16 protein-coding genes are annotated in these 22,287 nt (G+C 73.0%); 3 read left to right on the top strand and 13 right to left on the bottom strand.

Annotated elements, in window-relative coordinates; genetic code table 11:
* The first annotated feature begins 326 nt into the window (after positions 1 to 326).
* Positions 327 to 2,222 carry an FUSC family protein gene (locus ACH4E7_RS00310; RefSeq protein WP_396246765.1) on the top strand — a complete coding sequence of 632 codons (1,896 nt, stop codon included), beginning with the start codon at positions 327 to 329 and terminating at the stop codon, positions 2,220 to 2,222.
* 1 nt (position 2,223) lies between these two features.
* Here ACH4E7_RS00310 and ACH4E7_RS00305 read toward each other — a convergent pair whose 3' ends face one another.
* The 7 genes from ACH4E7_RS00305 to rsmI form a co-directional block, all read right to left on the bottom strand.
* Positions 2,224 to 4,035 carry an ABC-F family ATP-binding cassette domain-containing protein gene (locus ACH4E7_RS00305; protein ID WP_396246764.1) on the bottom strand — a complete coding sequence of 604 codons (1,812 nt, stop codon included), beginning with the start codon at positions 4,033 to 4,035 and terminating at the stop codon, positions 2,224 to 2,226.
* Positions 4,036 to 4,223: 188 nt separating this feature from the next.
* Positions 4,224 to 5,141: a 4-(cytidine 5'-diphospho)-2-C-methyl-D-erythritol kinase gene (locus ACH4E7_RS00300; RefSeq protein ID WP_396246763.1), complete on the bottom strand. Its 918-nt coding sequence runs from the start codon at positions 5,139 to 5,141 to the stop codon at positions 4,224 to 4,226.
* The gene (gene rsmA / locus ACH4E7_RS00295; protein WP_396246762.1) at positions 5,138 to 6,094 is read right to left on the bottom strand and encodes a 16S rRNA (adenine(1518)-N(6)/adenine(1519)-N(6))-dimethyltransferase RsmA; all 957 of its coding nucleotides are present in this window, start codon (positions 6,092 to 6,094) and stop codon (positions 5,138 to 5,140) included. Before rsmA ends, ACH4E7_RS00300 begins: the two co-directional genes overlap by 4 nt.
* Positions 6,095 to 6,191: 97 nt before the next feature.
* Positions 6,192 to 7,070: a TatD family hydrolase gene (locus ACH4E7_RS00290; RefSeq protein WP_396246761.1), complete on the bottom strand. Its 879-nt coding sequence runs from the start codon at positions 7,068 to 7,070 to the stop codon at positions 6,192 to 6,194.
* Positions 7,070 to 8,689 carry a methionine--tRNA ligase gene (metG, locus tag ACH4E7_RS00285; protein ID WP_396246760.1) on the bottom strand — a complete coding sequence of 540 codons (1,620 nt, stop codon included), beginning with the start codon at positions 8,687 to 8,689 and terminating at the stop codon, positions 7,070 to 7,072. Before metG ends, ACH4E7_RS00290 begins: the two co-directional genes overlap by 1 nt.
* Before the next feature lie 132 nt (positions 8,690 to 8,821).
* The gene (locus ACH4E7_RS00280; RefSeq protein ID WP_355670049.1) at positions 8,822 to 9,247 is read right to left on the bottom strand and encodes a hypothetical protein; all 426 of its coding nucleotides are present in this window, start codon (positions 9,245 to 9,247) and stop codon (positions 8,822 to 8,824) included.
* A gap of 235 nt (positions 9,248 to 9,482) precedes the next feature.
* Positions 9,483 to 10,352, bottom strand: coding sequence for a 16S rRNA (cytidine(1402)-2'-O)-methyltransferase (gene rsmI / locus ACH4E7_RS00275; RefSeq protein ID WP_396246759.1), 870 nt, complete (start codon positions 10,350 to 10,352; stop codon positions 9,483 to 9,485).
* Positions 10,353 to 10,457: 105 nt separating this feature from the next.
* Between rsmI and ACH4E7_RS00270 the strand changes: the two genes are divergently transcribed.
* Positions 10,458 to 12,236, top strand: a complete 1,779-nt coding sequence (locus ACH4E7_RS00270; protein ID WP_396246758.1) for a dolichyl-phosphate-mannose--protein mannosyltransferase — start codon at positions 10,458 to 10,460, stop codon at positions 12,234 to 12,236.
* A gap of 194 nt (positions 12,237 to 12,430) precedes the next feature.
* The gene (locus ACH4E7_RS00265) at positions 12,431 to 14,200 is read left to right on the top strand and encodes a penicillin-binding transpeptidase domain-containing protein (protein ID WP_396246757.1); all 1,770 of its coding nucleotides are present in this window, start codon (positions 12,431 to 12,433) and stop codon (positions 14,198 to 14,200) included.
* A 124-nt stretch (positions 14,201 to 14,324) separates the two neighbouring features.
* Here the strand turns inward: ACH4E7_RS00265 and ACH4E7_RS00260 are convergent, their stop codons facing one another.
* The 6 genes from ACH4E7_RS00260 to ACH4E7_RS00235 form a co-directional block, all read right to left on the bottom strand.
* Positions 14,325 to 15,734 (bottom strand): glycosyltransferase 87 family protein, encoded by a 1,410-nt coding sequence (locus ACH4E7_RS00260; RefSeq protein ID WP_396246756.1) that lies wholly within the window; start codon positions 15,732 to 15,734, stop codon positions 14,325 to 14,327.
* Positions 15,735 to 15,862: 128 nt separating this feature from the next.
* Positions 15,863 to 17,353 (bottom strand): APC family permease, encoded by a 1,491-nt coding sequence (locus ACH4E7_RS00255; RefSeq protein WP_396246755.1) that lies wholly within the window; start codon positions 17,351 to 17,353, stop codon positions 15,863 to 15,865.
* 247 nt (positions 17,354 to 17,600) lie between these two features.
* Entirely contained in the window at positions 17,601 to 19,109 is a 1,509-nt protein-coding gene (locus ACH4E7_RS00250) for a penicillin-binding transpeptidase domain-containing protein (RefSeq protein ID WP_396246753.1), read from the bottom strand.
* Positions 19,109 to 20,455, bottom strand: a complete 1,347-nt coding sequence (locus tag ACH4E7_RS00245) for an FtsW/RodA/SpoVE family cell cycle protein (protein WP_396246752.1) — start codon at positions 20,453 to 20,455, stop codon at positions 19,109 to 19,111. The genes ACH4E7_RS00250 and ACH4E7_RS00245 overlap by 1 nt, the downstream gene beginning before the upstream one ends.
* A gap of 181 nt (positions 20,456 to 20,636) precedes the next feature.
* Positions 20,637 to 21,320 carry an ABC transporter gene (locus ACH4E7_RS00240; protein ID WP_396246751.1) on the bottom strand — a complete coding sequence of 228 codons (684 nt, stop codon included), beginning with the start codon at positions 21,318 to 21,320 and terminating at the stop codon, positions 20,637 to 20,639.
* On the bottom strand, positions 21,317 to 22,177 hold the full coding sequence (locus ACH4E7_RS00235; RefSeq protein ID WP_396247127.1) for an ATP-binding cassette domain-containing protein: 861 nt from the start codon (positions 22,175 to 22,177) through the stop codon (positions 21,317 to 21,319). The genes ACH4E7_RS00240 and ACH4E7_RS00235 overlap by 4 nt, the downstream gene beginning before the upstream one ends.
* Between the last annotated feature and the right edge of the window lie 110 nt (positions 22,178 to 22,287).

Below are 22,287 nucleotides of genomic sequence, written 5' to 3'. Positions count from 1 at the left end.
CTGACACAGCAGTCCACCTCTCCCCCGTACGGCCACTTGCTCCGGGCAACTCCCGGGTGCTCCGCGCCGCAACACACCGTCAACTTCTGGCTCGTACCGTCCTGGTCGGTTCAACCGCCCGCCCTGTGGACGGTTTCCGCCTCCTTCATCGTAGCCACCACCCCTGTCGGGCTGGCAGGGCCCATGGCCCGCCCGTGCACGATCGGTACGAACTTGACACGTACAGCCGACCGCCAGGCCGCTGGGTAGACTGACCCGGTACGCCCCATCTGCCGCGCAATGTCGCACAGCAGCGACCCGAGGCCGCAGAACGGACGTGACCCCGTATGCCTCCGAGCAGCAAGCCGACGCCCTGGTGGGCCCGCGCCGTGCGACCTGCCCGCCCGCCGCTGCCGTTGGCGCCGATGGCCCGTGCCGCGCTCGGCATGGCGGTACCGCTGACGGCCGGCCTGCTGACGCACCGGCTGGATCTCGGGGTGTTCGCCGGGCTCGGCGCGATGCACGCGACGATGAACGACCGCGCGGAGCCTGCGAAGCAGAGAGCCGCCCGCATCGCGACCGCCGCCCTCGCCTCGGCGTTCGGCATGCTGATCGGTACGGGCCTCCAGCACGTCCACGCGAGCGCCGCCGTGCTCGGCTGCGCGCTGACGCTCACCGCCTTCGCCTCGGGTGCGCTGAGTGCGACCGGCCCGCGTGGTTCGGCGGCCGGGATGCTGCTGTTGGTGTCGGCCGCGCTGGGCAGTGGAATGCCGTTGCCGCATCCGTGGTGGGCGGCGGCGCCGATGGTGTTGGCGGGCGCGGTGCTGGTCGTCGTGCTGGGTCTGCCGGTGAAGGCCGATCACCGGTCCGGCTCCGACCCCCGCAACCGCGCGCTGGCCGCCGTCTACGAGGCGCTCGGCCGCACCCTCGCGGATCTGGGCACCCCGCAGGGCGCCGCCTCGCGCCAGGCGCTGACCGCCCGCCTGAACCAGCTCCAGGATCTACTCCCGGACCCGGCCCACCGAACCAACCCGCAAGCCCTGCACCGCATGTACGAGGCCGCCCTCGCCGCCACCGAGGCCGCGACCGGCCTGCTGTGGGCCTGGCGCCCCGTCCTGCCGGAGGTCGCCGAGGTCCCGAACCGGCTGGCGCAGGCCGTGCGGCGAGGCGGTGGCGAGGTGGCGGTGCCCGACTGGCGGCCCGACACCCCCGCGCGGCAGGCGCTGGACGTGGCGCTGCGTGCCGCCGCCGACACCGTCGCCGGCCGCCCGACGCGGATCGGCACCGCTCCCGCGCCCCCGCCCGACCCGTGGCGGCTGCGCGCACGGCTGTTGTCGCGTCCCTCCGTCCGGTACGGGCTGCGGGTCGCGCTGTGCATCGCGGTCGGCGAGGCGGTGACCGCCAACTACCCGCTCAGCAAGAGCTATTGGGTGCCGATGACGATCGCGTTCGTGCTGAAGCCGGATCTCGGTTCGGTGTTCCTGCGCGCGGTGAGCCGGGCGATCGGCACGGTGCTGGGCGTGGTGGTCACGGCGGCGCTGCTCTCGCTCACCACCAACCACTGGGCCCTGACCGCGATGGCCGCGCTGTGCGTCGCCCTGCTCCCGTACGCGACCGCCGCGCACTACGGGCTGAACACCGTGGCGGTCACCCCGATGGCTTTGGTCCTGCTCCAACTCGGCGGTCAGAGCAGCCCGGCGGAGTTCTGGCCCCGGGTGCTGGACACGGTGCTCGCCAGCGCGGTCGTGCTGCTCTTCGGCTACCTGTTGTGGCCCGAGCGCCCGCGTCACCGCATCGAGCCCCGGCTGGTCACCGCGACCACCGCCCTGCGCGCCTACCTCGACGCCACTACCCGGAACACCCGCAACAGCCAGGCCCAGGTCTGGCTGCGCCGCACCGCCTACCGTTCCCTGGCGGACGCCCGCCAGGAGGTGCAGCGGGGCTTGGCCGAGCCGCCGCCCACCGGCCAGCTGGCCGAGCAGTGGCTGCCCGCCACGGCCGCGCTGGAGCGGCTGGGCGGCGCGGTGGCGGCGTTCGCCGCGCAGATCCGGTACGGCGGCCGGGTGCCCGACCCCGCGGAGACCGACCGGGTCCGCCGGGCGCTGGACGAACTGACCGCCGCCGCCCGGGAGCACCGCCCGCCGACCAGGCCGGCGGCCCGTCCGACGGCGCCGCACGACCCCGCGCTGAGCGCGCTGGGCCGTGCGGCGGACGAACTCGAAATCCTGCTCAAGGAGCAGTAGTTCAGACCTGCTCGGCCAGCTCCAGCCAGCTCATCTCCAGCTCCTCCTTCTCCTCGCGGACCGCGCGCAGCTGCCCGTCCAGCTCCGCGACCTTGGAGAAGTCGGCGGCGTGCTCGGCGAGTTGGGCGTGCAGCTTGGACTCCTTCTCGTCCAGCTTGGCGATCTGCCGCTCCAGCTTCTGCATCTCCTTCTTCGCCGCCCGCAGGTCCCCGCCGGAGAGCCCGGAGGCGGTCTCGGCGACGGGGGCCGGAGCAGCCGCGACGGGAGCCGCGGCGGCCGCCATCCGGGCCCGCCGCTCCAGGTACTCGTCGACGCCGCCGGGCAGCATCCGCATCTTCTTGTCGCCGAGCAGCGCGTGGACGACGTCCGTGGTCCGCTCGATGAAGAACCGGTCGTGGCTGATGACGATCATCGAGCCGGGCCAGCCGTCGAGCAGGTCCTCCAGCTGGTTGAGCGTCTCGATGTCCAGGTCGTTGGTCGGCTCGTCCAGGAACAGCACGTTGGGCTCGTCCATCAGCAGGCGCAGCAGCTGCAGCCGCCGCCGCTCGCCGCCGGAGAGGTCGCCGACCGGCGTCCACTGCTTGTCCTTGCCGAAGCCGAACTGCTCGCACAGCTGGCCGGCGCTCATCTCCCGGCCCTTGCCGAGGTCGACGCGCGAGCGGACCTGCTCGACGGCCTGCAGCACCCGGGTCGCCGGGTCCAGCTCGGCGACCTCCTGGGACAGGTAGGCCAGTCGTACGGTCTTGCCGACCTTGACCACACCGGAGGTCGGCTGCACGTCACCCTCGCTCGCGTACGCGTCCCGCATGGCGCGCAGCAGCGAGGTCTTGCCGGCCCCGTTGACGCCGAGCAGGCCGATCCGGTCGCCGGGGCCGAGCTGCCAGGTGAGGTTCTCCAGCAGCAGCTTGGGGCCGGCCTTGACGGTGACGTTCTCCAGGTCGAAGACCGTCTTGCCGAGCCGGGCGTTGGCGAACTTCATCAGCTCGCTCTTGTCGCGCGGCTCCGGCACGTCCGCGATCAGGGCGTTGGCCGCCTCGATCCGGTAGCGCGGCTTGGAGGTACGGGCCGGGGCGCCGCGGCGCAGCCAGGCGAGCTCCTTGCGGGCCATGTTCTGGCGCTTCTGCTCCTCGACGGCCTCGATCCGGGAGCGCTCGGCGCGGGCGAAGACGTAGTCGGAGTAGCCGCCCTCGTACTCGTGCACCGCGCCCTGCTGGACGTCCCACATCCGGGTGCAGACCTGGTCGAGGAACCAGCGGTCGTGGGTGACGCAGACCAGCGCGGAGCGGCGCTTCTGCAGGTGCTGGGCGAGCCAGTTGATGCCCTCGACGTCGAGGTGGTTGGTGGGCTCGTCCAGGATGATCAGCTCGGGCGAGCCGAGCAGCAGCTTGGCGAGGGCGATCCGGCGGCGCTCGCCGCCGGAGAGCGGGCCGATGACGGTGTCGAGGCCGTCGGCGAAGCCGGGCAGGTCGAGGCCGCCGAAGAGGCCTTCGATGATGTCGCGGATGCGGGCGTCGCCGAGCCACTCGTGGTCGGCGCGGTCGGCGATGACCTCGTGCCGGATGGTGGCCTTCGGGTCGAGCGAGTCGTGCTGGGTGAGGACGGCCGGTTCGAGGCCGCCGTTCCAGGTGATCCGGCCGCCGTCGGGCTCCTCCAGCTTGGCGAGCATCCGGATCAGGGTGGTCTTGCCGTCGCCGTTGCGGCCGACGACGCCGATCCGGTCGCCCTCGCTCACGCCCAGGCTCACCGCGTCCAGCAGGGTGCGGGTGCCGTAGACCTTCGTGACGGACTCGATGGTGGCGAGGTTGACGGCCACGTGTGCTGCGCTCCTGGGTTCGGCGGTCGAGGGGCGGCCCACCCTCAGCGACGGGGGTGCCCCTCTCGGGGACGCCCCGATCACTCCAGCCTAATGGGCCCGCCGACACCCCACTGCCGGGCGACCGGCACCCGACTGCCGGGCGAGGAGCCAGTGCCTGCGCGACCGGGGCCGCCGGGACCGCACCGCTACGGCAGCAGCGACGCCCCCGGCACCGGCCCGTACGTCGCGTGCGCGGTCCGGCAGGTGCCGGAGGCCCGCAGCGCCTCGGCGACGGCGGTGGCCGCGTCGGCGTCCTTGGCCAGGAACGCGCAGGTCGGCCCGGAGCCGGAGACCAGGGCGCCGAGCGCGCCCGCCTCGGTGCCGGCCCGCAGGGTGGCGGCCAGCGCGGGGCGCAGCGAGAGCGCGGCGAGCTGGAGGTCATTGGCGAGCGCGGCGGCCAGGGCGACGGCGTCGCCCTCGGCGAGGGCGGCGAGCAGGGCCGGGTCTGCGTCGGGGGTGGGGACGTCGGTGTCGCTGGAGCCGGTGCCGGCCTCCTCGCGGAGCCGGTCGCACTCGCGGAAGACGGCGGGGGTGGACAGGCCGCCCTCGGCGACCGCGAAGACCCAGTGGAAGGTGCCGGAGACGGCGAGCGGCTCCAGGATCTCGCCCCGGCCGCGGCCCAGTGCGACGCCGCCGACCAGGGCGAACGGCACGTCGGAGCCCAGTTCGGCGGCCAGTTCCAGCAGCGTCTCGACGGGGGTGTCCAGCTTCCACAGCGCGTCGCAGGCGACCAGCGCGGCGGCGCAGTCGGCGCTTCCGCCGGCCATGCCGCCCGCGACCGGGATGGCCTTGGCGATGTGCAGGTGCACCCCGGGGTCGGCGATCCCGTGGTGGGCGGCGAGCAGCCGGGCGGCGCGGGCGGCGAGGTTGCTGTCGTCCAGCGGGACGACGGCGGCGTCCGGCCCGGAGCAGGTCAGCGTGACGCCCTCGCCGGGAGTCGCGGTGACCTCGTCGCCGAGCGCGACCGCGAAGAAGACGTTGGCCAGGTCGTGGAAGCCGTCGGCGCGCAGTCCGCCGACGCCGAGCTGGACGTTGACCTTGGCCGGCACCCGTACGGTGATCACTCGCTGTCCTTAACGGGCTCGCTGCCCTTGACGGGCTCGTTGTCCTTGACGGACCCGCTGCCCTTGACGGGCTTGTGCTCGGCGATCGCGGCGAACTGTTCCACCGTCAGCATCTCGCCGCGCAGCTTGTGGTCGATCCCGGCGGCGGCGAGCGCCCGCTCGGCCCCGGCGGGGGAGCCGGCCCAGCCGGCCAGCGCGGCGCGCAGGGTCTTGCGCCGCTGGGCGAACGCGGCGTCGACCACCGCGAACACCTCCTCGCGGCTGGCGCTGGTCTTCGGCGGCTCGCGGCGGATCAGCGAGACCAGGCCGGAGTCGACGTTGGGGGCGGGCCAGAACACGTTCCGCCCGATCGCCCCGGCCCGCTTCACGTCGGCGTACCAGTTGGCCTTGACCGACGGGACGCCGTACACCTTGTTGCCGGGCTTGGCGGCGAGCCGGTCGGCGACCTCGCTCTGCACCATCACCAAGGTCCGCTCGATGCTGGGGAAGGTCGCCAGCATGTGCAGCAGGACGGGCACGGCCACGTTGTACGGGAGGTTGGCGACCAGCGCGGTGGGCGCCGGGCCGGGGAGCTCGGTGACCTCCATGGCGTCGCTGAACACCAGGTCGAAGGAGTCCACCCGGCCGGGCATCCGGGCGGCCACGGTGTCCGGCAGGTGCTGGGCGAGCACCGGGTCGATCTCGACCGCCGTGACGTGCCGCGCCACCTCCAGCAGCGCCAGCGTCAGCGATCCGAGCCCGGGCCCGACCTCCACCACCGCGTCCTGCTCCGTCACGTCGGCGGCCCGGACGATCCGCCGCACGGTGTTGCCGTCGATGACGAAGTTCTGCCCGCGCTGCTTGGTCGGCTTCACGCCGAACGCGGCCGCCAGTTCCCGGATGTCGGCGGCGCCCAGCAGGTGGCTGTCAGAGGTGGGGTCGGTGGTGCTCACGCGCCAAGGATACGGGCGCATGGGGCACCGTCCGGACCCTCCGAACCGGAACGCCCCCTCAGGGCGGCACTCGGGGCAAGGCTCAGCACAGCACTCGGACCAACGCCCGCGACGGCGCTCAGTACCCGAAGGCCCGGGCGGTGTTCTCCGCGATCGCCGCCGACAGCTCGTCCTCGTGCAGCCCCAGGGTGGCGGCCATCGACCGCACCGTGACCGGGATCAGGTACGGCGCGTTCGGCCGCCCCCGGTACGGGTGCGGGGTGAGGAAGGGGGCGTCGGTCTCGACCAGGATCCGGTCCAGCGGGGTGGCGAGCAGGGCGTCGCGCAGCGGCTGGTTGGCCTTGAAGGTGACCGGGCCGGCGAAGGAGAGGTACCAGCCGTGCTCGGCGCAGACCTTGGCCATCTCGGCGTCGCCTGAGTAGCAGTGGAAGACCGTCCGTTCGGGGGCGCCCTCCGCCAGCAGGACGGCGATGACGTCCTCGTGGGCGTCCCGGTCGTGGATGACCAGGGCCTTGCCGTGCCGCTTGGCCATCTCGATGTGGCGGCGGAACGACTCCTTCTGGATCTCCACGCCCTCCGGCCCGGTGCGGAAGTAGTCCAGGCCGGTCTCGCCCACGGCGCGCACCTGCGGCAGCGCGGCCAGCGCGTCTATCTCGGCGAGCGCCTCGTCCAGCGCCGCCTGGCCGCCGGCCTTGCGCTGCTGGCCGGACCAGCCGTCGGCGTCGCCGAGGAAGATCCGCGGCGCCTCGTTGGGGTGCAGGGCGACGGCCGCGTGCACCTGCTCGTACTGGGCCGCCAGCTCGGCGGCCCAGCGCGAGCCGGGCACGTCGCAGCCCACCTGGACCACCGTGGTGACCCCGACCGAGGCGGCCCGGGCCAGTCCCTCGGCCGGGGTTCCGGCCTGCATGTCGAGGTGGGTGTGCGAGTCGGCCACCGCCACGGCCAGGGGTTCCGGCAGCGGCGGCGGGGTCGACCGGTCGTCGTCCTTGGCGGGCATCAGGAGGCCGGCTTCTCTTCCAGGCGCGGGAACAGGATCTCGCCCTTGGTGACGGTGGCACCGGCGGGCAGCCGGCCCCAGTCACCGACGGTGGCGACGGTCTGCGCGGCGAGCGCGCCGAGGCCCTCGGCGGCGCCCAGCGAGGCCCACAGCTTCTCGGCCGTGGACGGCATCACCGGGTTGAGCAGGACGGCGGTGCCGCGCAGCGCCTCGGCGGCCGTGTAGAGGATGGTGGCCAGGCGCGCCCGGCCCTCCTCCGACTCGTCCTTGGCGACCTTCCACGGCTCCTGCTCGGTGAGGTAGCCGTTGACCTGCTTGACGAAGTCGAAGATCGCCGCGAGGCCGCCGGCGAAGTCCAGCTCCTCACCGATCTTCCGGTCGGCCGTCTCGGCGGCCTTGACGAGCCCGTCCGCGATCGCCTGCTCGGCGTCACCGTGCGCGGCGGAGGCCGGCAGCTCCCCGCCGAAGTACTTGCCGACCATCGCGGCGACCCGGGAGGCCAGGTTGCCGAAGTCGTTGGCGAGCTCGGAGGTGTACCGGGCGGTGAAGTCCTCCCAGGAGAACGAGCCGTCCGTGCCGAACGGGATCGCCCGCAGGAAGTAGTAGCGGTAGGCGTCCACGCCGAAGTGCGAGGTGAGGTCGGTGGGCGCGATGCCGGTCAGGTTGGACTTGGACATCTTCTCGCCGCCGACCATCAGCCAGCCGTTGGCGACGACCCGCTTGGGCAGCGGCAGCCCGGCGGCCATCAGCATGGCGGGCCAGATGACCGCGTGGAAGCGGAGGATGTCCTTGCCGACCAGGTGGACGGAGGCCGGCCACAGCTCGGCGAAGCGCTCCGGGTCGCTGCCGTAACCGGCCGCGGTGATGTAGTTCTGCAGCGCGTCCACCCACACGTAGAGGACGTGCTTCTCGTCCCAGGGCAGCGGCACACCCCAGTTGAAGGTGGAGCGGGAGATCGAGAGGTCCTTCAGGTCCTGCTCGACGAAGCGCAGCACCTCGTTGCGGGCCGAGGCCGGCTGGATGAAGTCCGGGTTGGCGGCGTAGAACTCCAGCAGCTTCGGACCGTAGGCGGAGAGGCGGAAGAAGTAGTTCTCCTCCTCCAGCCACTCGACCGGCCGCTTGTGCACGGCGCAGAGCTTCTCGTCCGCGGTGGCGCCGTCCAGCAGCTCGGCGGGGAGCTTGAACTCCTCGCAACCGACGCAGTACGGGCCGGAGTAGCCGCCCTTGTAGATCTCGCCCTTGTCGAACAGGTCCTGGACGAACTCCTGCACCCGGGCGGTGTGCCGCTCCTGGGTGGTGCGGATGAAGTCGTCGTTGGCGATCTCCAGGTGCTCCCAGAGCGGCTTCCAGGCCTCCTCGACCAGCTTGTCGCACCACTCCTGCGGGCTGACGCCGTTGGCCTCGGCGGTCCGCATGATCTTCTGACCGTGCTCGTCGGTGCCGGTCAGGTACCACACCTTCTCGCCGCGCTGGCGGTGCCAGCGGGTGAGGACGTCGCCCGCCACCGTGGTGTACGCGTGGCCCAGGTGCGGACGGTCGTTGACGTAGTAGATCGGGGTGGAGACGTAGTACGCCGGGGCGCTCGTCCCGGTGGTGCTGTGTTCTGCAGTGGCCGCCATGGTCGGAAAGCTTAGTCGGGCCCGCACACCCGCCTCGACCGCATTACCCCCGCGACGGCGTGCGACGGGGCCGCCCACCGCACTGCTCGCGGCGGACGGCCCCGGTTGCGCTCCCCGTGCCTGCGTCAGGCCCTAGCCCAACAGCCGCGACCAGAACCGGGCCCAGCGTCCGCGCGGCTTCTCGGGCCCGGACACCGGGGGCGCCCCGGCCGGCTCGGCGTGCGCCGGGTAGCCGGGAGCGTGCTGCCAGGGCTGGTCGGCGACGGCCACCCGGCCCTCGCGCATGATCCGGACGGTGTGGCCACCGCATCCCGGGCAGGTCGGCTTGAGCAGCGGGGACGGTACCCGGACACCGTTGGCGTGGTACTCGAACACGACATGGCCGTCCTTGGCGATGTGGTGCTCGATGTCGTACGCCTGCTCCCAGCCGTACCCGCAGCGCAGGCACGCGAAGGAGTAGGCCTCCCGTACGGTCTCGACGGGAGTGTGCGGCCGCCCGGCCAGGCCGGGCGCGCTCAGTGCGTTGCCACCGAGGGGGCTACCGATCATCTCGCTCATAGCCGTCTCCCAGCGCCCGCCGGACGCTCGCCCGGCTGGGTCTTTCCATTCCAGGAAATGCCCGGACCGCCCCGGCCGACGCCCTTCTTGTGAAGACTTGGATGCGGGTTGGGAAGTCCTATACGAAGGGCCTTCCGCAACCCGGAAACCAGGGCCGAAGCTTCAGCTCAACGGGCGTTTACCGGGGCCTCCCTCAAAGGTACGACTCCCCGTCCGCCACGCAACCCCCCGGAATTCACCCCTTTTTCAAAGCCTCGTTCAAGCCGTCCTTCTTCGCCGCCACGACCGCGTCGAAGACCTCGCGCTTGGGCACGGAGAGTTCCGCCGCGACCGCCGCGATGGCCTCCTTGCGCCGCTCCCCGGCCTCCTCCCGGACGGCTACCAGCCGGGCCAGCTCGGCCGGGGTCAGCTCCTGCGGCGCGGCCGGCGGGGCGCCCGCGACCACCACGGTGATCTCGCCCTTGACGCCCTCGGCCGCCCAGGCCGCCAGCTCGCCGATCGGCCCGCGCTTGACCTCCTCGTAGGTCTTGGTGAGCTCGCGGCACACGGCGGCCGGCCGCTCGGGCCCGAACGCCTCGGCCATCGCGGCCAGCGCCTCGGCGATCCGGTGCGGCGCCTCGAAGAAGACCATGGTGCGCGGCTCGGCCGCGATCGAGGCCAGCTGCCGGGCCCGGTCGCCGGTCTTGCGCGGCAGGAAGCCCTCGAAGGTGAAGCGGTCGACCGGCAGGCCGGACAGCGCGAGCGCGGTGAGCACCGCGGACGGCCCGGGCACCGCGGTGACCTTCACGTCCGCCGCGACGGCCGCCGCCACCAGCCGGTAGCCGGGGTCGGAGACCGAGGGCATCCCGGCATCGGTCACCAGCAGCACCCGGGCGCCGCCGAGCAGTGCCTCGACCAGTTCGGGCGTGCGGGCGACCTCGTTGCCTTCGAAGTAGGAGACGACCCGCCCGGCCGGGGTCACCCCGAGCGCCTGGGTGAGCCGGCGCAGCCGACGGGTGTCCTCGGCCGCGATGACGTCCGCCGAGGCCAGCTCGGTGAGCAGCCGGGGCGGGGCGTCCGAGACGTCGCCGATGGGGGTGCCTGCGAGAACGAGTACTCCTGTCACGTGCCCCATCCTTCCAGTTCCGAGGGGCCGGGGCTTTTGGTGACGATTCGGGCAGCTTCCGAGGGACCGGTCACGCGCACGAAGAGCGCCCCTACGATGTGGCGGATGAACGGCGACACGGCGGCGCAGACGCCCACTGGTACGGACCACTCCGCGCAGGGCGGTGTCGACCTGCCGTCCCCCCGCTCACCCCGGTCACCCATGAGCTGGCCGGAACGCCTGGCCCGCCACGGCTACCGTCCCGGCCCCGTCGCGACGCTCACCGAGCGCCTGGTCCCGCCGATGCCGGACGGCCCCGGGGTGACCGGGCGCGACGTACCGCAGTCGCCGCTGCTGCTGCGGCTGGGGATCTCGCTGCCACAGGGCCTCTGGTACTTCCTGTGCCGCTGGTCCGGCTGGCTGGGCCCGATCGCGGTGGCCGTGTTCGCCGGGCTGCTGCGGTTCACCAACCTCGGCCAGCCGCACGCGATCATCTTCGACGAGACCTACTACGCCAAGGACGCCTACGCGCTCTGGCACGGCGGCTACGAGATCAGCTGGCCGGAGGACGCCAACACGACGATCATGACGCCGGGCGCGGCCGTCCCGTACCGCCCGACGCCCTCGTACGTGGTGCACCCGCCGGTCGGCAAGTGGATCATCGGTGCGGGCGAGCAGCTGTTCGGCATGAACCCCTTCGGCTGGCGGTTCGCGGTGGCCCTGCTCGGCACCCTGTCGGTGCTGATGCTGGCCCGGATCGCCCGCCGGATGTTCCGCTCGACCCTGCTGGGCTGCGTGGCCGGCCTGCTGCTCTCGGTGGACGGCCTGCACCTGGTGCTCAGCCGGGCGGCGCTGCTCGACCTGGTGGTGATGTTCTGGATCCTCGCCGCCTTCGGCTTCCTGCTGCTGGACCGGGACCGGACCAGGGCCCGGCTGGCGGCCCGCCTGGGCGGGGTGGCGGACCCCGAGCTGGCCCAGCGGCTCAACCTGGGCTGGCGCCCGTACCGGATCGCGGCCGGCGTCTGCGTCGGTCTGACCTGCGCCACCAAGTGGAGCGGCCTGTACGTGGCGGCCGCGTTCGGCCTGATGACCGTGCTGTGGGACGTCGGCGCCCGTCGGCTGGCCGGCGCCCCGCGCCCGTACCTGGCGGTGCTCGCCCGGGACGCGGTGCCGGCCTTCGTGTCGATCGTCGTGGTCTCGGTGGCGGTGTACATCGCCTCCTGGTGGGGCTGGTTCGCCAGCAGCAACGCGCCCGGCCAGGGCGGCTGGGGCCGGGACTGGGCGGTCGGCCGCTCCACCGACTACCCGTGGATACCCGAGGGCCTGCGCGCCCTGTGGCACTACCACTCGACGGTCTACGAGTTCCACACCCACCTGAGCGACCCGCACACCTACCAGTCCAACCCGTGGTCCTGGCTGGTGCTGGGCCGACCGGTCTCCTTCTACTACGAGTCCCCGAAGTTCGGCCAGAACGGCTGCACCGCCGCCGACTGCGCCCGCGAGGTGCTGGGCATCGGCACCCCGCTGCTGTGGTGGACGGCCGTGCTGGCGCTGGTGTACTGCCTGTGGCGCTGGGCGTTCCGGCGGGACTGGCGGGCCGGCGCGCTGCTGTGCGGCCTGGCGGCCGGGTACCTGCCGTGGTTCCTCTACCAGCAGCGGACGATCTTCCTCTTCTACGCGGTGGTCTTCGTCCCGTTCCTGGTGCTCGCGGTGACGATGCTGGTCGGCGCCCTGATCGGGCCGGCCGGCGCCTCCCGGGACCGCCGGATCATCGGCTCGACGACGGCCGGCCTGGTGGTGCTGCTGATCGTCTGGAACTTCCTCTACTTCTTCCCGCTGTTCACCGGGCAGACGATCCCGCTGGACGACTGGCGCGGCCGGATGTGGTTCAACAGCTGGATCTGAGCCGGCCGCCGGGGCCGGTCCACACACGACACCCCCGAACCGTCCGTATGCGGTGCACGACACGTACCAGATCCGTCACAAGTCCCGGGCGTTTCGTCGGCGCACCGATCCGCCCTGCCTAGGGTGGGGGCGTACCGCGTTTCCGGCCCCCGGCCGGCGGCGCCCGGCCGCGAGACCCCTGGGGGACCTGCACCATGCGCAGTGGCGCGAAGATCGGCATCATCACCGGCGTGTCCATCGTCGTCCTCGCGGGCGGCGGCTACGGCGCGTACAGCCTGATGGGCGGCTCGGACTCCGGGTCCGCCGACGGCAAGAAGCCCCGGACGGTGGTCGCCGAACCCCCCACGGCCGATCAGGCGGCGAGCGGCGCGAAGGACTTCCTGGCGGCCTGGGCGTCCGGCGACATCGCCAAGGCGGCCTCGCTGACGGACGACCCGGCCGCGGCCACCACGGCGCTGACGGCCTTCAAGGACCAGGTGAAGCCGAGCGCGCTGACCCTGACCCCGGCCGGTCCGGCCACCCCGCAGGCCTTCGCCTCGGCCACCGGCACTCCCACCCCGGCCAAGCCCACCGGCGCGGCCTCGGCGACCCCGTCCGCGGCCGGCACCCCCGGCGCCACCGACTCGCCGTCCGCCTCCGCCACCCCCGGGCCCACCGGCGTGCTGATGGGCTTCAAGGCGCGAGCCGAGTTCGAGGGCACCAGCCGGGTCTGGGACTACAACGGCTTCCTGGGCGTCGTGAAGATGAGCGACGACACCCCGGCCGTGCACTGGGCGCCCTCGGTGATCCACCCGCACCTGTCCGGCAGCGAGACGATCGCCACCCAGCAGGTCTTCTCCCCGCCGTCCACCGTGGTGGACCGCAACGGCAAGCCGCTGCAGGGCGCCTCGCTGACCCCGGCGCTGATGAGCACCCTGCAGGACAACGCCCGCAAGCTGCTGCCGCCGGACCCGAACAAGGACCAGGACGCGGGCAGCGCGGTGGTGATCACGGACCCGTCCGGCAAGACCGCCGCCGACAAGCTGTTCACCATCGTCGAGCCGAAGCCCGGCAAGCCGTTCAAGGTGACCATCGACAACACCCTCCAGGCCGCCGCCGAGAAGGCGATGACCGACCTGGGCGGCAAGAGCGGCTCGATCGTCGCGATCGAGCCGAGCACCGGCCAGGTGCTGGCCTTCGCCAACGCCCCGGCCAACGGCCAGAACCGGGCCTTCGTCGGCCTGCTCGCCCCCGGCTCGACGATGAAGATCGTCACCTCGACGGCCCTGCTGGAGGCCGGGATCAACCCGGACAGCACGGTGGCCTGCCCGGAGAAGAGCAGCAACCCGGTGGCGATCCCGAACGACTTCCCGGGGGCCTTCCCGAACAACACGCTCCAGCAGGACTTCATGGTGTCCTGCAACACGGCCTTCATCAACCAGGGCCTGACCAGCCTCAAGCCCGAGACGCTGTCCAGCACGGCCAAGGACGTGTACGGCATCGGCCTGGAGTGGAAGACCGGCCTGCCGAACGCCGACGGCAAGATCCCGCCGACCCCGGGCAGCAAGGACGAGCAGGCCATGAACTACATCGGCCAGGGCAAGGTCCAGATGAACCCGCTGGCCATCGCCTCGATCACGGCGACCGTCCAGAGCGGCGCGTTCAAGCAGCCGATCCTGGTCGCCGGCCTGCCGCAGCAGACGGCGGCCCGCCAGATCTCGCCGGACGTCGCCGGCAAGCTGCGCGCGATGATGAACGCCACCGCCGTCGGCGGCACGGCCAAGGACGTGATGGCCGGGATCACCGACAACGCGGGCGCCAAGACCGGCTCCGCCGAGGTCCAGGGCGCGTCCACCACCAACAGCTGGTTCACCGCCTTCCGCGGCAACCTCTCGGTCGCCGCCGAGGTCCAGGGCGGCGGCCACGGCGTCGACGCGGCCGGCCCGGCGGTCGCCTCGCTGCTCAAGGCGGCGGGCAGCCGCTGACCCGCACGCGCCCGTCCCGAGCCGAAGGGCGCGCCGGTGTCGAACGGGGAGAAGCGACCACGCCCGCTCAGCCTGGAAGGCTGAGCGGGCTCCGGCGCGTTCCGGGGCGGGCGAGCCCGCCCGCTCAGCGTCGCGGCAGCGCTGGCTCCGGCGGGTCCGGCAGCGGTCGGGGCGGGATCCGGCGGCGGCTGCTCCACCGCCGGGCGGCCAGCCGGGGCCAGATCACCAGGACGGCCGGCAGCGCCAGGTACCCGAACCGCCCGGCCGGGGCGAGTGTGAAGGCGATCGCGAGCCCCGCGGCCAGCAGGTCGGCGGCGGCGATCGCGGAGACCGGCGGCCGGGCCAGCAGCCAGATCGCCACCCCGATCAGGGCCAGGGTCATCAGCGCCAGCGAGATGGAGTGCCCGGTCGGGCCGAACCCGGCCAGCACCTTGCCGGGCAGCGGGCTGCCGGCCGGGGTGCGGATCGCGGTCATCCCGAGCGGGAAGCGCACCACCTGGTCGCGCAGCTGGTCGGCCTGGGTCAGGACGGACGGCAGGATCACCGCCGCGCTCACCCCGGCCCCGATCAGCGCGGTGCGGGTGGCGGGCCTTCGGCCGTAGAGCCGCCAGAGCAGCAGGACGGCGACCGGCAGGGCCGGCCAGGCGGTCCATTTCAGGCTGCAGGCGAGGGCGAGCACCAGTCCGGCGCCGACCGTGCGGCCCCGCTCGGCGAGCGCCATGGCCAGGCAGCAGACACCGATCAGCGGCAGGTCGACCCCGCCGACGGCCAGGGCGAGCGCTATCAGCGGCGAGGCGGTGAGGACGGCCAGCGGCAGCAGCGGCGCGCGGTCCCGGGTGGGTCGCAGCAGCCGCCAGGCGCCCAGCAGGCAGGCGACGAAGGTGAGGGCGAACCAGATCCGGGCGTCCCCGGCGACCCGGGCGAAGGCGGTGGAGTTGCCGAGCAGCTGGCGCGGCAGTCCGAACAGGGCCATCGCCGGCAGGTACGGGTTGTAGTCGGTGACCACGACCGGGTGCGGCAGGTACGCGTCACCGGTGGTGAGCAGGAGGTGGGCCGAGCGTTCGACCACCATGACCTCGGACTGGTGGCGGCCGGTGAGGGCGAGCAGCCCGAGCGGGGCGAACACGGCGCCGGCGAGGCCTACCGCGGCGGCCGCCTGGGGCGCGTAGCGGCGCGGCAGGGTGAGGCAGAACAGGCCGGCCAGGAGGTAGGCGGGGGCCGCGACGAGGCCCCACAGCCGCTGGTTGGGCAGGTCGGAGACGAGCGGGAAGGCGGCGGCCCAGCCGGCCGCGATCAGACAGCCGAGCAGCTGGACGGAGCGCAGCGAGGCGAGCCGGGCGGGATTCCATCGATCGAGCGTGGGCGGAAACGTGCTCTCGCCACGCTGCCGGGGGAACGGCCGGGTGGAGAAGCCTCTCGGTGGCCGTCCGGGTCTGTACGGCAGTTCGGCGCTGATGGTCTGGGCCGGCGTTCTGACGCGGCCGGTGAAGCGGCCGCGCGGACGGGAGAAGCCGGGCGTGCGGGTGCTCACCATGGTGGAAGGTTATGGGTGCGGGCCGGGCCCTGTCGCCATGGTGTCCGGCACCGGTTGTCGCGCTACGCGCGTAGGGCCGCCGGGTGTCGTACCGAGCGGCGGCCCTTCACGATTGGGTAACGGCCCGGTCAGCCGGCGTTGGTGTCGACCGGGGCGGCCGGCTGCTCGGCGTTCTCCAGCCGGGAGTGCCTGATGCTGTAACCGAAGTAGACGACCACCGCGACGGCGAGGGCGATCGCCCCGGCCCGGAAGGTGTCGGCGTGCAGGCCGGTGATCAGGTAGATGCAGAAGCCGACGCTGAGCAGCGGGACGACCGGGTAGCCGGGCACCTTGAAGCCGCGCGGCAGGTCGGGCTGGGTGCGGCGCAGGACGATCACGCCGACGGAGACCACCGAGAAGGCGATGAGGGTGCCGAGGCTGGTGATGTCGGCCAGGACGTCCAGCGGGATGAAGGCGGCCAGCGCGCCCACGCCGAGGCCCACCACGAGGGTGTTCCAGACCGGGGTGCCGGTGCGCGGGGAGAGCTCGGCGAAGCGCTTGGGCAGCATGCCGTCGCGGCCCATCGAGTACAGGATGCGGGTCTGGCCGTAGATCACCACGAGGGTGACGCTGAAGATCGAGATGATCGCGCCGACCGCGAAGATCATCGCGGGCCAGCTCTGGCCGGTGATGTCCTGCATGATCTGGGCGAGGCCGGCCTCCTGGTCCTTGAACTGGCCCCACGGCTGGGCGCCGATGCCGGCCAGCGCGACCAGGATGTAGAGCAGGGTCACCACGACCAGCGAGATGATGATCGCCATCGGCAGGGTGCGGCGCGGGTCCTTGACCTCCTCACCGGCGGTGGACACGGCGTCCAGGCCGATGAAGGAGAAGAAGATGCTGGACGCGGCGATCTGCACGCCGCCGATGCCGAGCGGCATGAACGGGGTCAGGTTGCCGGAGTGGAAGCCGGTGAGCGCGACGCCGACGAACAGCAGCAGGATCAGGATCTTGATCCCGACCATGGCCGCGTTGACCTTCGCCGACTCGCTGACACCGCGGATCAGCAGGAAGCAGACCATCGCGACCAGCAGCAGCGCCGGCAGGTTGAACCAGTGGCCGCCGCCGGGGGCGCCGGACAGCTGCTCGGGGATCTTGAACCCGAAGGCCAGGTCGAGGAACTTGTTGAGGTACTCGGCCCAGCTCACCGCGATCGCGGAGGCGGAGACGCCGTACTCCATCAGCAGGCAGATGCCGACGCCGAAGGCGACGCCCTCACCGAGGGTGGCGTAGGCGTAGGAGTACGAGGAGCCGGAGACCGGGATCGCGGAGGCCATCTCGGCGTAGCAGAGCGCGGTGAGTCCGGCGGTGACCGCGGCGATCACGAAGGACAGGATGACCGCCGGCCCGGCCGCGGGCACTGCTTTGCCGAGCACGAAGAAGATGCCGGTGCCGATGGTGGCGCCGATGCCGATCGAGGACAGCTGCCAGAGGCCGACGGAGCGGCGCAGATGGATGCCGGAGCGTCCGCCCTCCTCGGGCGCGCCCGCCGGAAGGCCGCCGTGGCCCTCGCTCTCCGCGATCAGGGTCGAGACGGGCTTGCGTCGCAGCAGACGCGCACCAAGGGTGTTGCTGGCCAAAACTGCGGTCCTTCTAGGCGGGGGAGGGTGTCCTAGCGAGCGGGTCACCCGGGGCACCAAGGGGTGTCATCGGGGACCAACCGAACAAACATGGGACAGTACCCCGCGAATGCACCAGTGTCGCAAACGAACAGTCTTGATCGGCGCATTGTACGAACCGGCGCACCACGGATAACAAACCGGACACTTCGCACACGGCGGACTTGCCGGACATCGGATAGAAGGCCAGGTCAGCGGCCATATCGGGTCAGCGGCCGAGCACCGCCCGCATCACCGACCGGGCGATCGGCGCGGCCAGCGCGCCACCGGTGACGTCGGTGGCGTCACTGTCCGCGACCACCACCGCCACCGCGACCGGCGGCACCGCGTCCGAGCCGGCCGGCCTGGCCCAGGAGATGAACCAGGCGTACGGCGTCCCGCTGTTGTCCACCCCGTGCTGGGCGGTGCCGGTCTTGCCGCCGACCACCGCCCCGGCGATCCGGGCGTTGCCGCCGGTGCCGTTCTCCACCACGTCGGTCATCAGCTTCTGCACCTGGCCGGCCACCGTCGGGGTCAGCGCCCGCTTGTACACGGCCGGCTTCATCAGCTGCACCACGGTGCCGTCGCTCCTGGTCAGCTTGTCCACAAGCTGTGGACGCATCACCGTGCCGTTGTTGGCGACCCCGGCCGCGACCATCGCCATCACCAGCGGGGTGGCCGCGGTGTCGAACTGCCCGATCGAGGAGAGCGCCAGCTGCGACCGGTTCATCGCGGTGTCGAAGTTGGACCGGGCCGGGCGCACCGGCAGGTCCAGCTTCGGGTCGTTGAAGCCGAAGCCCTCGGCCGTGGCCACCATCCTCTGCAGCCCGGTCTGCACCCCGAGGTAGCCCATGACGCTGTTGCAGCTGGCGGTCATCGCGGCGCTCAGCGACTGGCCGGGCTGGTCACAGGCCGCGCTGTCGTTCACCAGCGGCGTGGTCGTCCCGGGCATCACGTACGGGAAGGGCGCCCCGGTCGGCGCGTCCGGGTCGGTGACCACCCCGCCGGCGAGCGCGGCCGCGGCGGTGACCACCTTGAAGGTCGAGCCCGGCGGGTAGGTCTGGCGCAGCGCCCGGTTGAGCATCGGCTGGTCGGTGTCGGCCCGCAGCCGGTTCCAGGCGGTCTGGTCGGCGCCGGTGGAACCGGCGAAGCCGCCCGGGTCGTAGGAGGGCGTGCTGGCCAGCGCCAGGATCCGTCCGGTGGCCGGCTCGATCGCGGCCACCGCGCCCTTCTGCCCGCCGAGCCCGCGCATCGCGGCCTGCTGGGCGGCCTGGTCGATCGTGGTGTACACGTCCCCGCCGGGATTCTGCCGACGGGCGATCGCGTCCCAGAGCGACCAGCCGGTCAGTCGGCCGTCGGTACCGGTCAGCAGGGCGTCCTCGGTGCCCTCCAGCTGGGTGTTGCCGTACGCCTGGGAGGCGAAGCCGGTGACGGCGGCGTAGGTCGGCCCGTCGGTGTAGGTGCGCTTGTACGCGTACCGGCCGCCGGTGGCCATGGAACCGGTGACGGTCTCGGCGCCGACCAGGATGTTCCCGCGCGGCTGGGCGTAGCGCTCGATGGCGAGCCGCTGGTTGGCGCTGTTGTGGTCGAGGTCCTCGGCCTCGAACACCTGCACCCGGGTGGCCTGCACGCACAGCGCCACGACCAGCAGCAGACAGAAGGTGGCCGCCCGCCGCCCGGTGATCGAGATCCCGGGCAGCCCCTGCGGGCCGTTCCCCCCGAGTCGGATCCGTGCCATCAGCCCACCTCGGGCGCCGGCCGCCGGGCGTCGTCGCTCATGCGCACCAGCAGCGCGACGATGATCCAGTTGGTCACCACCGAGGAGCCGCCCTGGGCGATGAACGGCATGGTCATCCCGGTCAGCGGGATCAGCGCCAGCACCCCGCCCGCCACCACGAACACCTGCAGGCCGACGATCGCCGCCAGCCCGATCGCCAGCAGCCGCCCGAAGGGGTCGCGCAGCGCGATGCCGGTCCGGAAGCCGCGTGAGATCAGCACCGCGTACAGCAGGAACACCGCGATCAGCCCGGTCAGGCCGAGCTCCTCGCCGATGGTGGCGAGGATGAAGTCCGACTTGGCGGCGAAGCCGATCAGCACCGAGTGCCCGTTGCCCAGCCCGGTCCCCAGTTCGCCGCCCCAGGCGAAGGCGAACAGCGACTGGGCGATCTGGTTGGCGCCCTTGCCCGCCGCGATCGAGCCCAGCGGGTCCAGCCAGTCCACGACCCGGCTGTGCACGTGCGGCGAGAGCCAGCCCACCGTCACCGCGCCGACCGCCGCCAGACCCAGCCCGATCGCGATCCAGCCGGTGCGCGCGGTGGCCACGTAGAGCATCACCACGAACAGGCCGAAGAAGAGCAGCGAGGTACCGAGGTCCGTCTCCAGCACCAGCACCCCGACGAAGGCCGCCCAGATCATCAGCACCGGCCCGAGCACCCGCCCGCGCGGCAGCTTCCAGCGCCAGAGCCGACGGCCGGTGAGCGCCAGCGCGTCCCGGTGCACCGCCAGGTAGGCGGCGAAGAAGACGGCCAGCAGGATCTTGGCGAGCTCCCCCGGCTGGAAGGAGAGCGGCCCGACGACGATCCAGATCCGCGAGCCGTACACCGGCGGGAAGAAGATCGGCAGCACCAGGAGGACCAGCGCCACCAGCGCCCCGACGTAGGCGTAGCGCCGCAGCCGCCGGTGGTCCCGCACCAGCAGCACCACGGCGATGAACAGCGCCACCCCCAGGCCCGACCAGAGCAGCTGGGTGGAGGCGGCGGCCCGGCCCGGGGTGGCCCGGTCGAGGCGGTGGATCACCACCAGCCCGATCCCGTTGAGCAGCACGGCGATCGGCAGCAGCAGCGGGTCCGCGTACCGGGCCCGCCACCGGATGGCGGCGTGCGCCGCGAGGGCCGACACACCCAGCACGGCGCCGGCCCCGTACGCGACCTCGGAGGCCGTGCCGGCCGACACCGTGCCGTCCAGGTTGACGCCGACCTCGATGTAGCCGAACACCGTGGCCAGGACGGCGGTCAGCACCAGCACCAGCTCGGTGGTGCGCCCGGTCGGCACCGGCCGGGCGGGCCGGGCGGCGGATCTCGTCACGGCGGAGGGTGTCGCCACGGACCGTCCTGGGGGAGGCGGGGATGCCGATCGGGGCGGACCGGGCACAGGGAGCCGGTGCGGCGGCGCCAGCGCCCCGGTTCGTCACCCTAACGAGCAATATCCATATTTATTGGCTCTTCGCTCCGGTGTGTCCGCCATTACCGGAATTCATCCGCAGGCCTCACTCCGCCCGTCGCCCGGCCAGGGCCGCCACCCCGGCCCCGACCACGGCCAGCAGGGCGACGGAGAGCAGCAGTTCGACCCAGGGCACCGCGACCTGCCCGGTCCGCGCGGCGGTCACCAGCGCGCGCACCGCCGCGTTGGCCGGCGAGAACGGCACCACCAGCGCCAGCACGGCCAGCCCCAGCGCCGCCGGGATCCCGTACGGCGAGCGGACCAGCACCGGACGGTTGCCCAGCGCCCCGGCCAGTACCCCCAGCAGTACACAGACCACCGAGGTCGACAGCCCCGCCAGCAGCGCCCGCCCGACGCCCGGATCCCGCTGCGCCCCCGGGTTGGCCACCGCGCCGCTGACCCACCACAGCGCCGCCACCTGGCCCACCGCCAGCACCAGGGCCGCCGTCAGGGCCGCCAGCAGCGCGCCCAGGTGCACCCGCACCGGTCCCGCCACCGCGACCAGGCAGGCCCGCGAGGCCGGCGGCTCGGCGGTCAGCGCGCCGCGCACGTACCAGGCGCTCACCGGCAGCAGCACCCCCGCGCCGTAGCCCAGCCCGCCCAGCAGCGGATCGCCCGCCGTCACCCCGATCACCAGCAGCAGCGTGAACGCCAGGAAGGGCGGCAGCCAGGCGTGCGAGCGCAGCAGCAGCTCCAGGTGGTACCGGGTCAGCGCCCCGACCTGCCTCACCGCTCCTCCTCCCGTCGACGCACCGCCAGCACCCGTACGGCCGGGCGGCCGAGCAGCAGGCCGCGCAGCAGCGCGTCCGAGTGGGCGGCCGACACCGCCAGCCGCACCGCCGTCCCGTCCAGCGCGGTCAGCTCCGGCGCCCCGGGCAGCCGCTCCGGCAGCAGGACGCCCTCCGGGAGGTCCACCTCGATCTCCATCACCGGTCCGCCCGCCGCCACCACTGACCCGTCGTCCACCGGCTCCTCCTCGGCCGGGCGCAGCTCGCCGTCCCCACCGACCCGGTAGGCGGCACTGGTCCGCCCGGCCAGCCGGGCCGGATCGTGGTCGACGAACAGCACCGTGCCGCCCGCCGCCGCCCGCTCCGCGGCCGCCTCGTCCAGCACCGCCCGGGCCGCCGGGTCCAGCCCGGTCCAGGCCTCGTCCAGCAGCAGCACCCGGGCCTCGGCGATCAGCGCCTGCGCCACCGCGACCTTCTGGCAGGTGCCCTTGGAGAGCCGGCTCAGCGGGGTGCCCGCCCGGTCCGCGATGCCGAACCGCTCCAGCCACTCCCCGGCCCGCCGCCGCGCCGCCTCCGCCGACAGCCCGTGCACCCGGCCCACCCGCAGCAGGTACGAGGCGGCGTCGAACGGCAGCGCCGGCGGGAAGCGCTCCGGCACGTACGCCGCGGCCCCGGGCCGCACCACCCGGCCGGTGCTCGGCCGCTCGATCCCGGCCGCCAGCCGCAGCAGCGTCGACTTGCCGCAGCCGTTCGCCCCGGCGATCCGGACCAGCTCCCCGGGCCCGACCGCCAGGTCGACGTCGCGCAGGATCCACCGCCCGCCCCGCCCGTACCGCTTGCCGACCGCGGTCAGCTCCATCACGCCCCGCCTCCGTCCGACCCGCGCTGAAGGCTATCCGTCGCGGATAAGGCCGACGTGAGCACAGCGCTCCGTAATCCCCTCTCCACACCCCGGAGTTCACGCCGGGG

Source organism: Kitasatospora sp. NPDC018058 (genome assembly GCF_044327205.1).
Classification (GTDB): Bacteria; Actinomycetota; Actinomycetes; order Streptomycetales; family Streptomycetaceae; genus Kitasatospora.
This window is presented reverse-complemented; position numbering and strand designations above follow the sequence as displayed.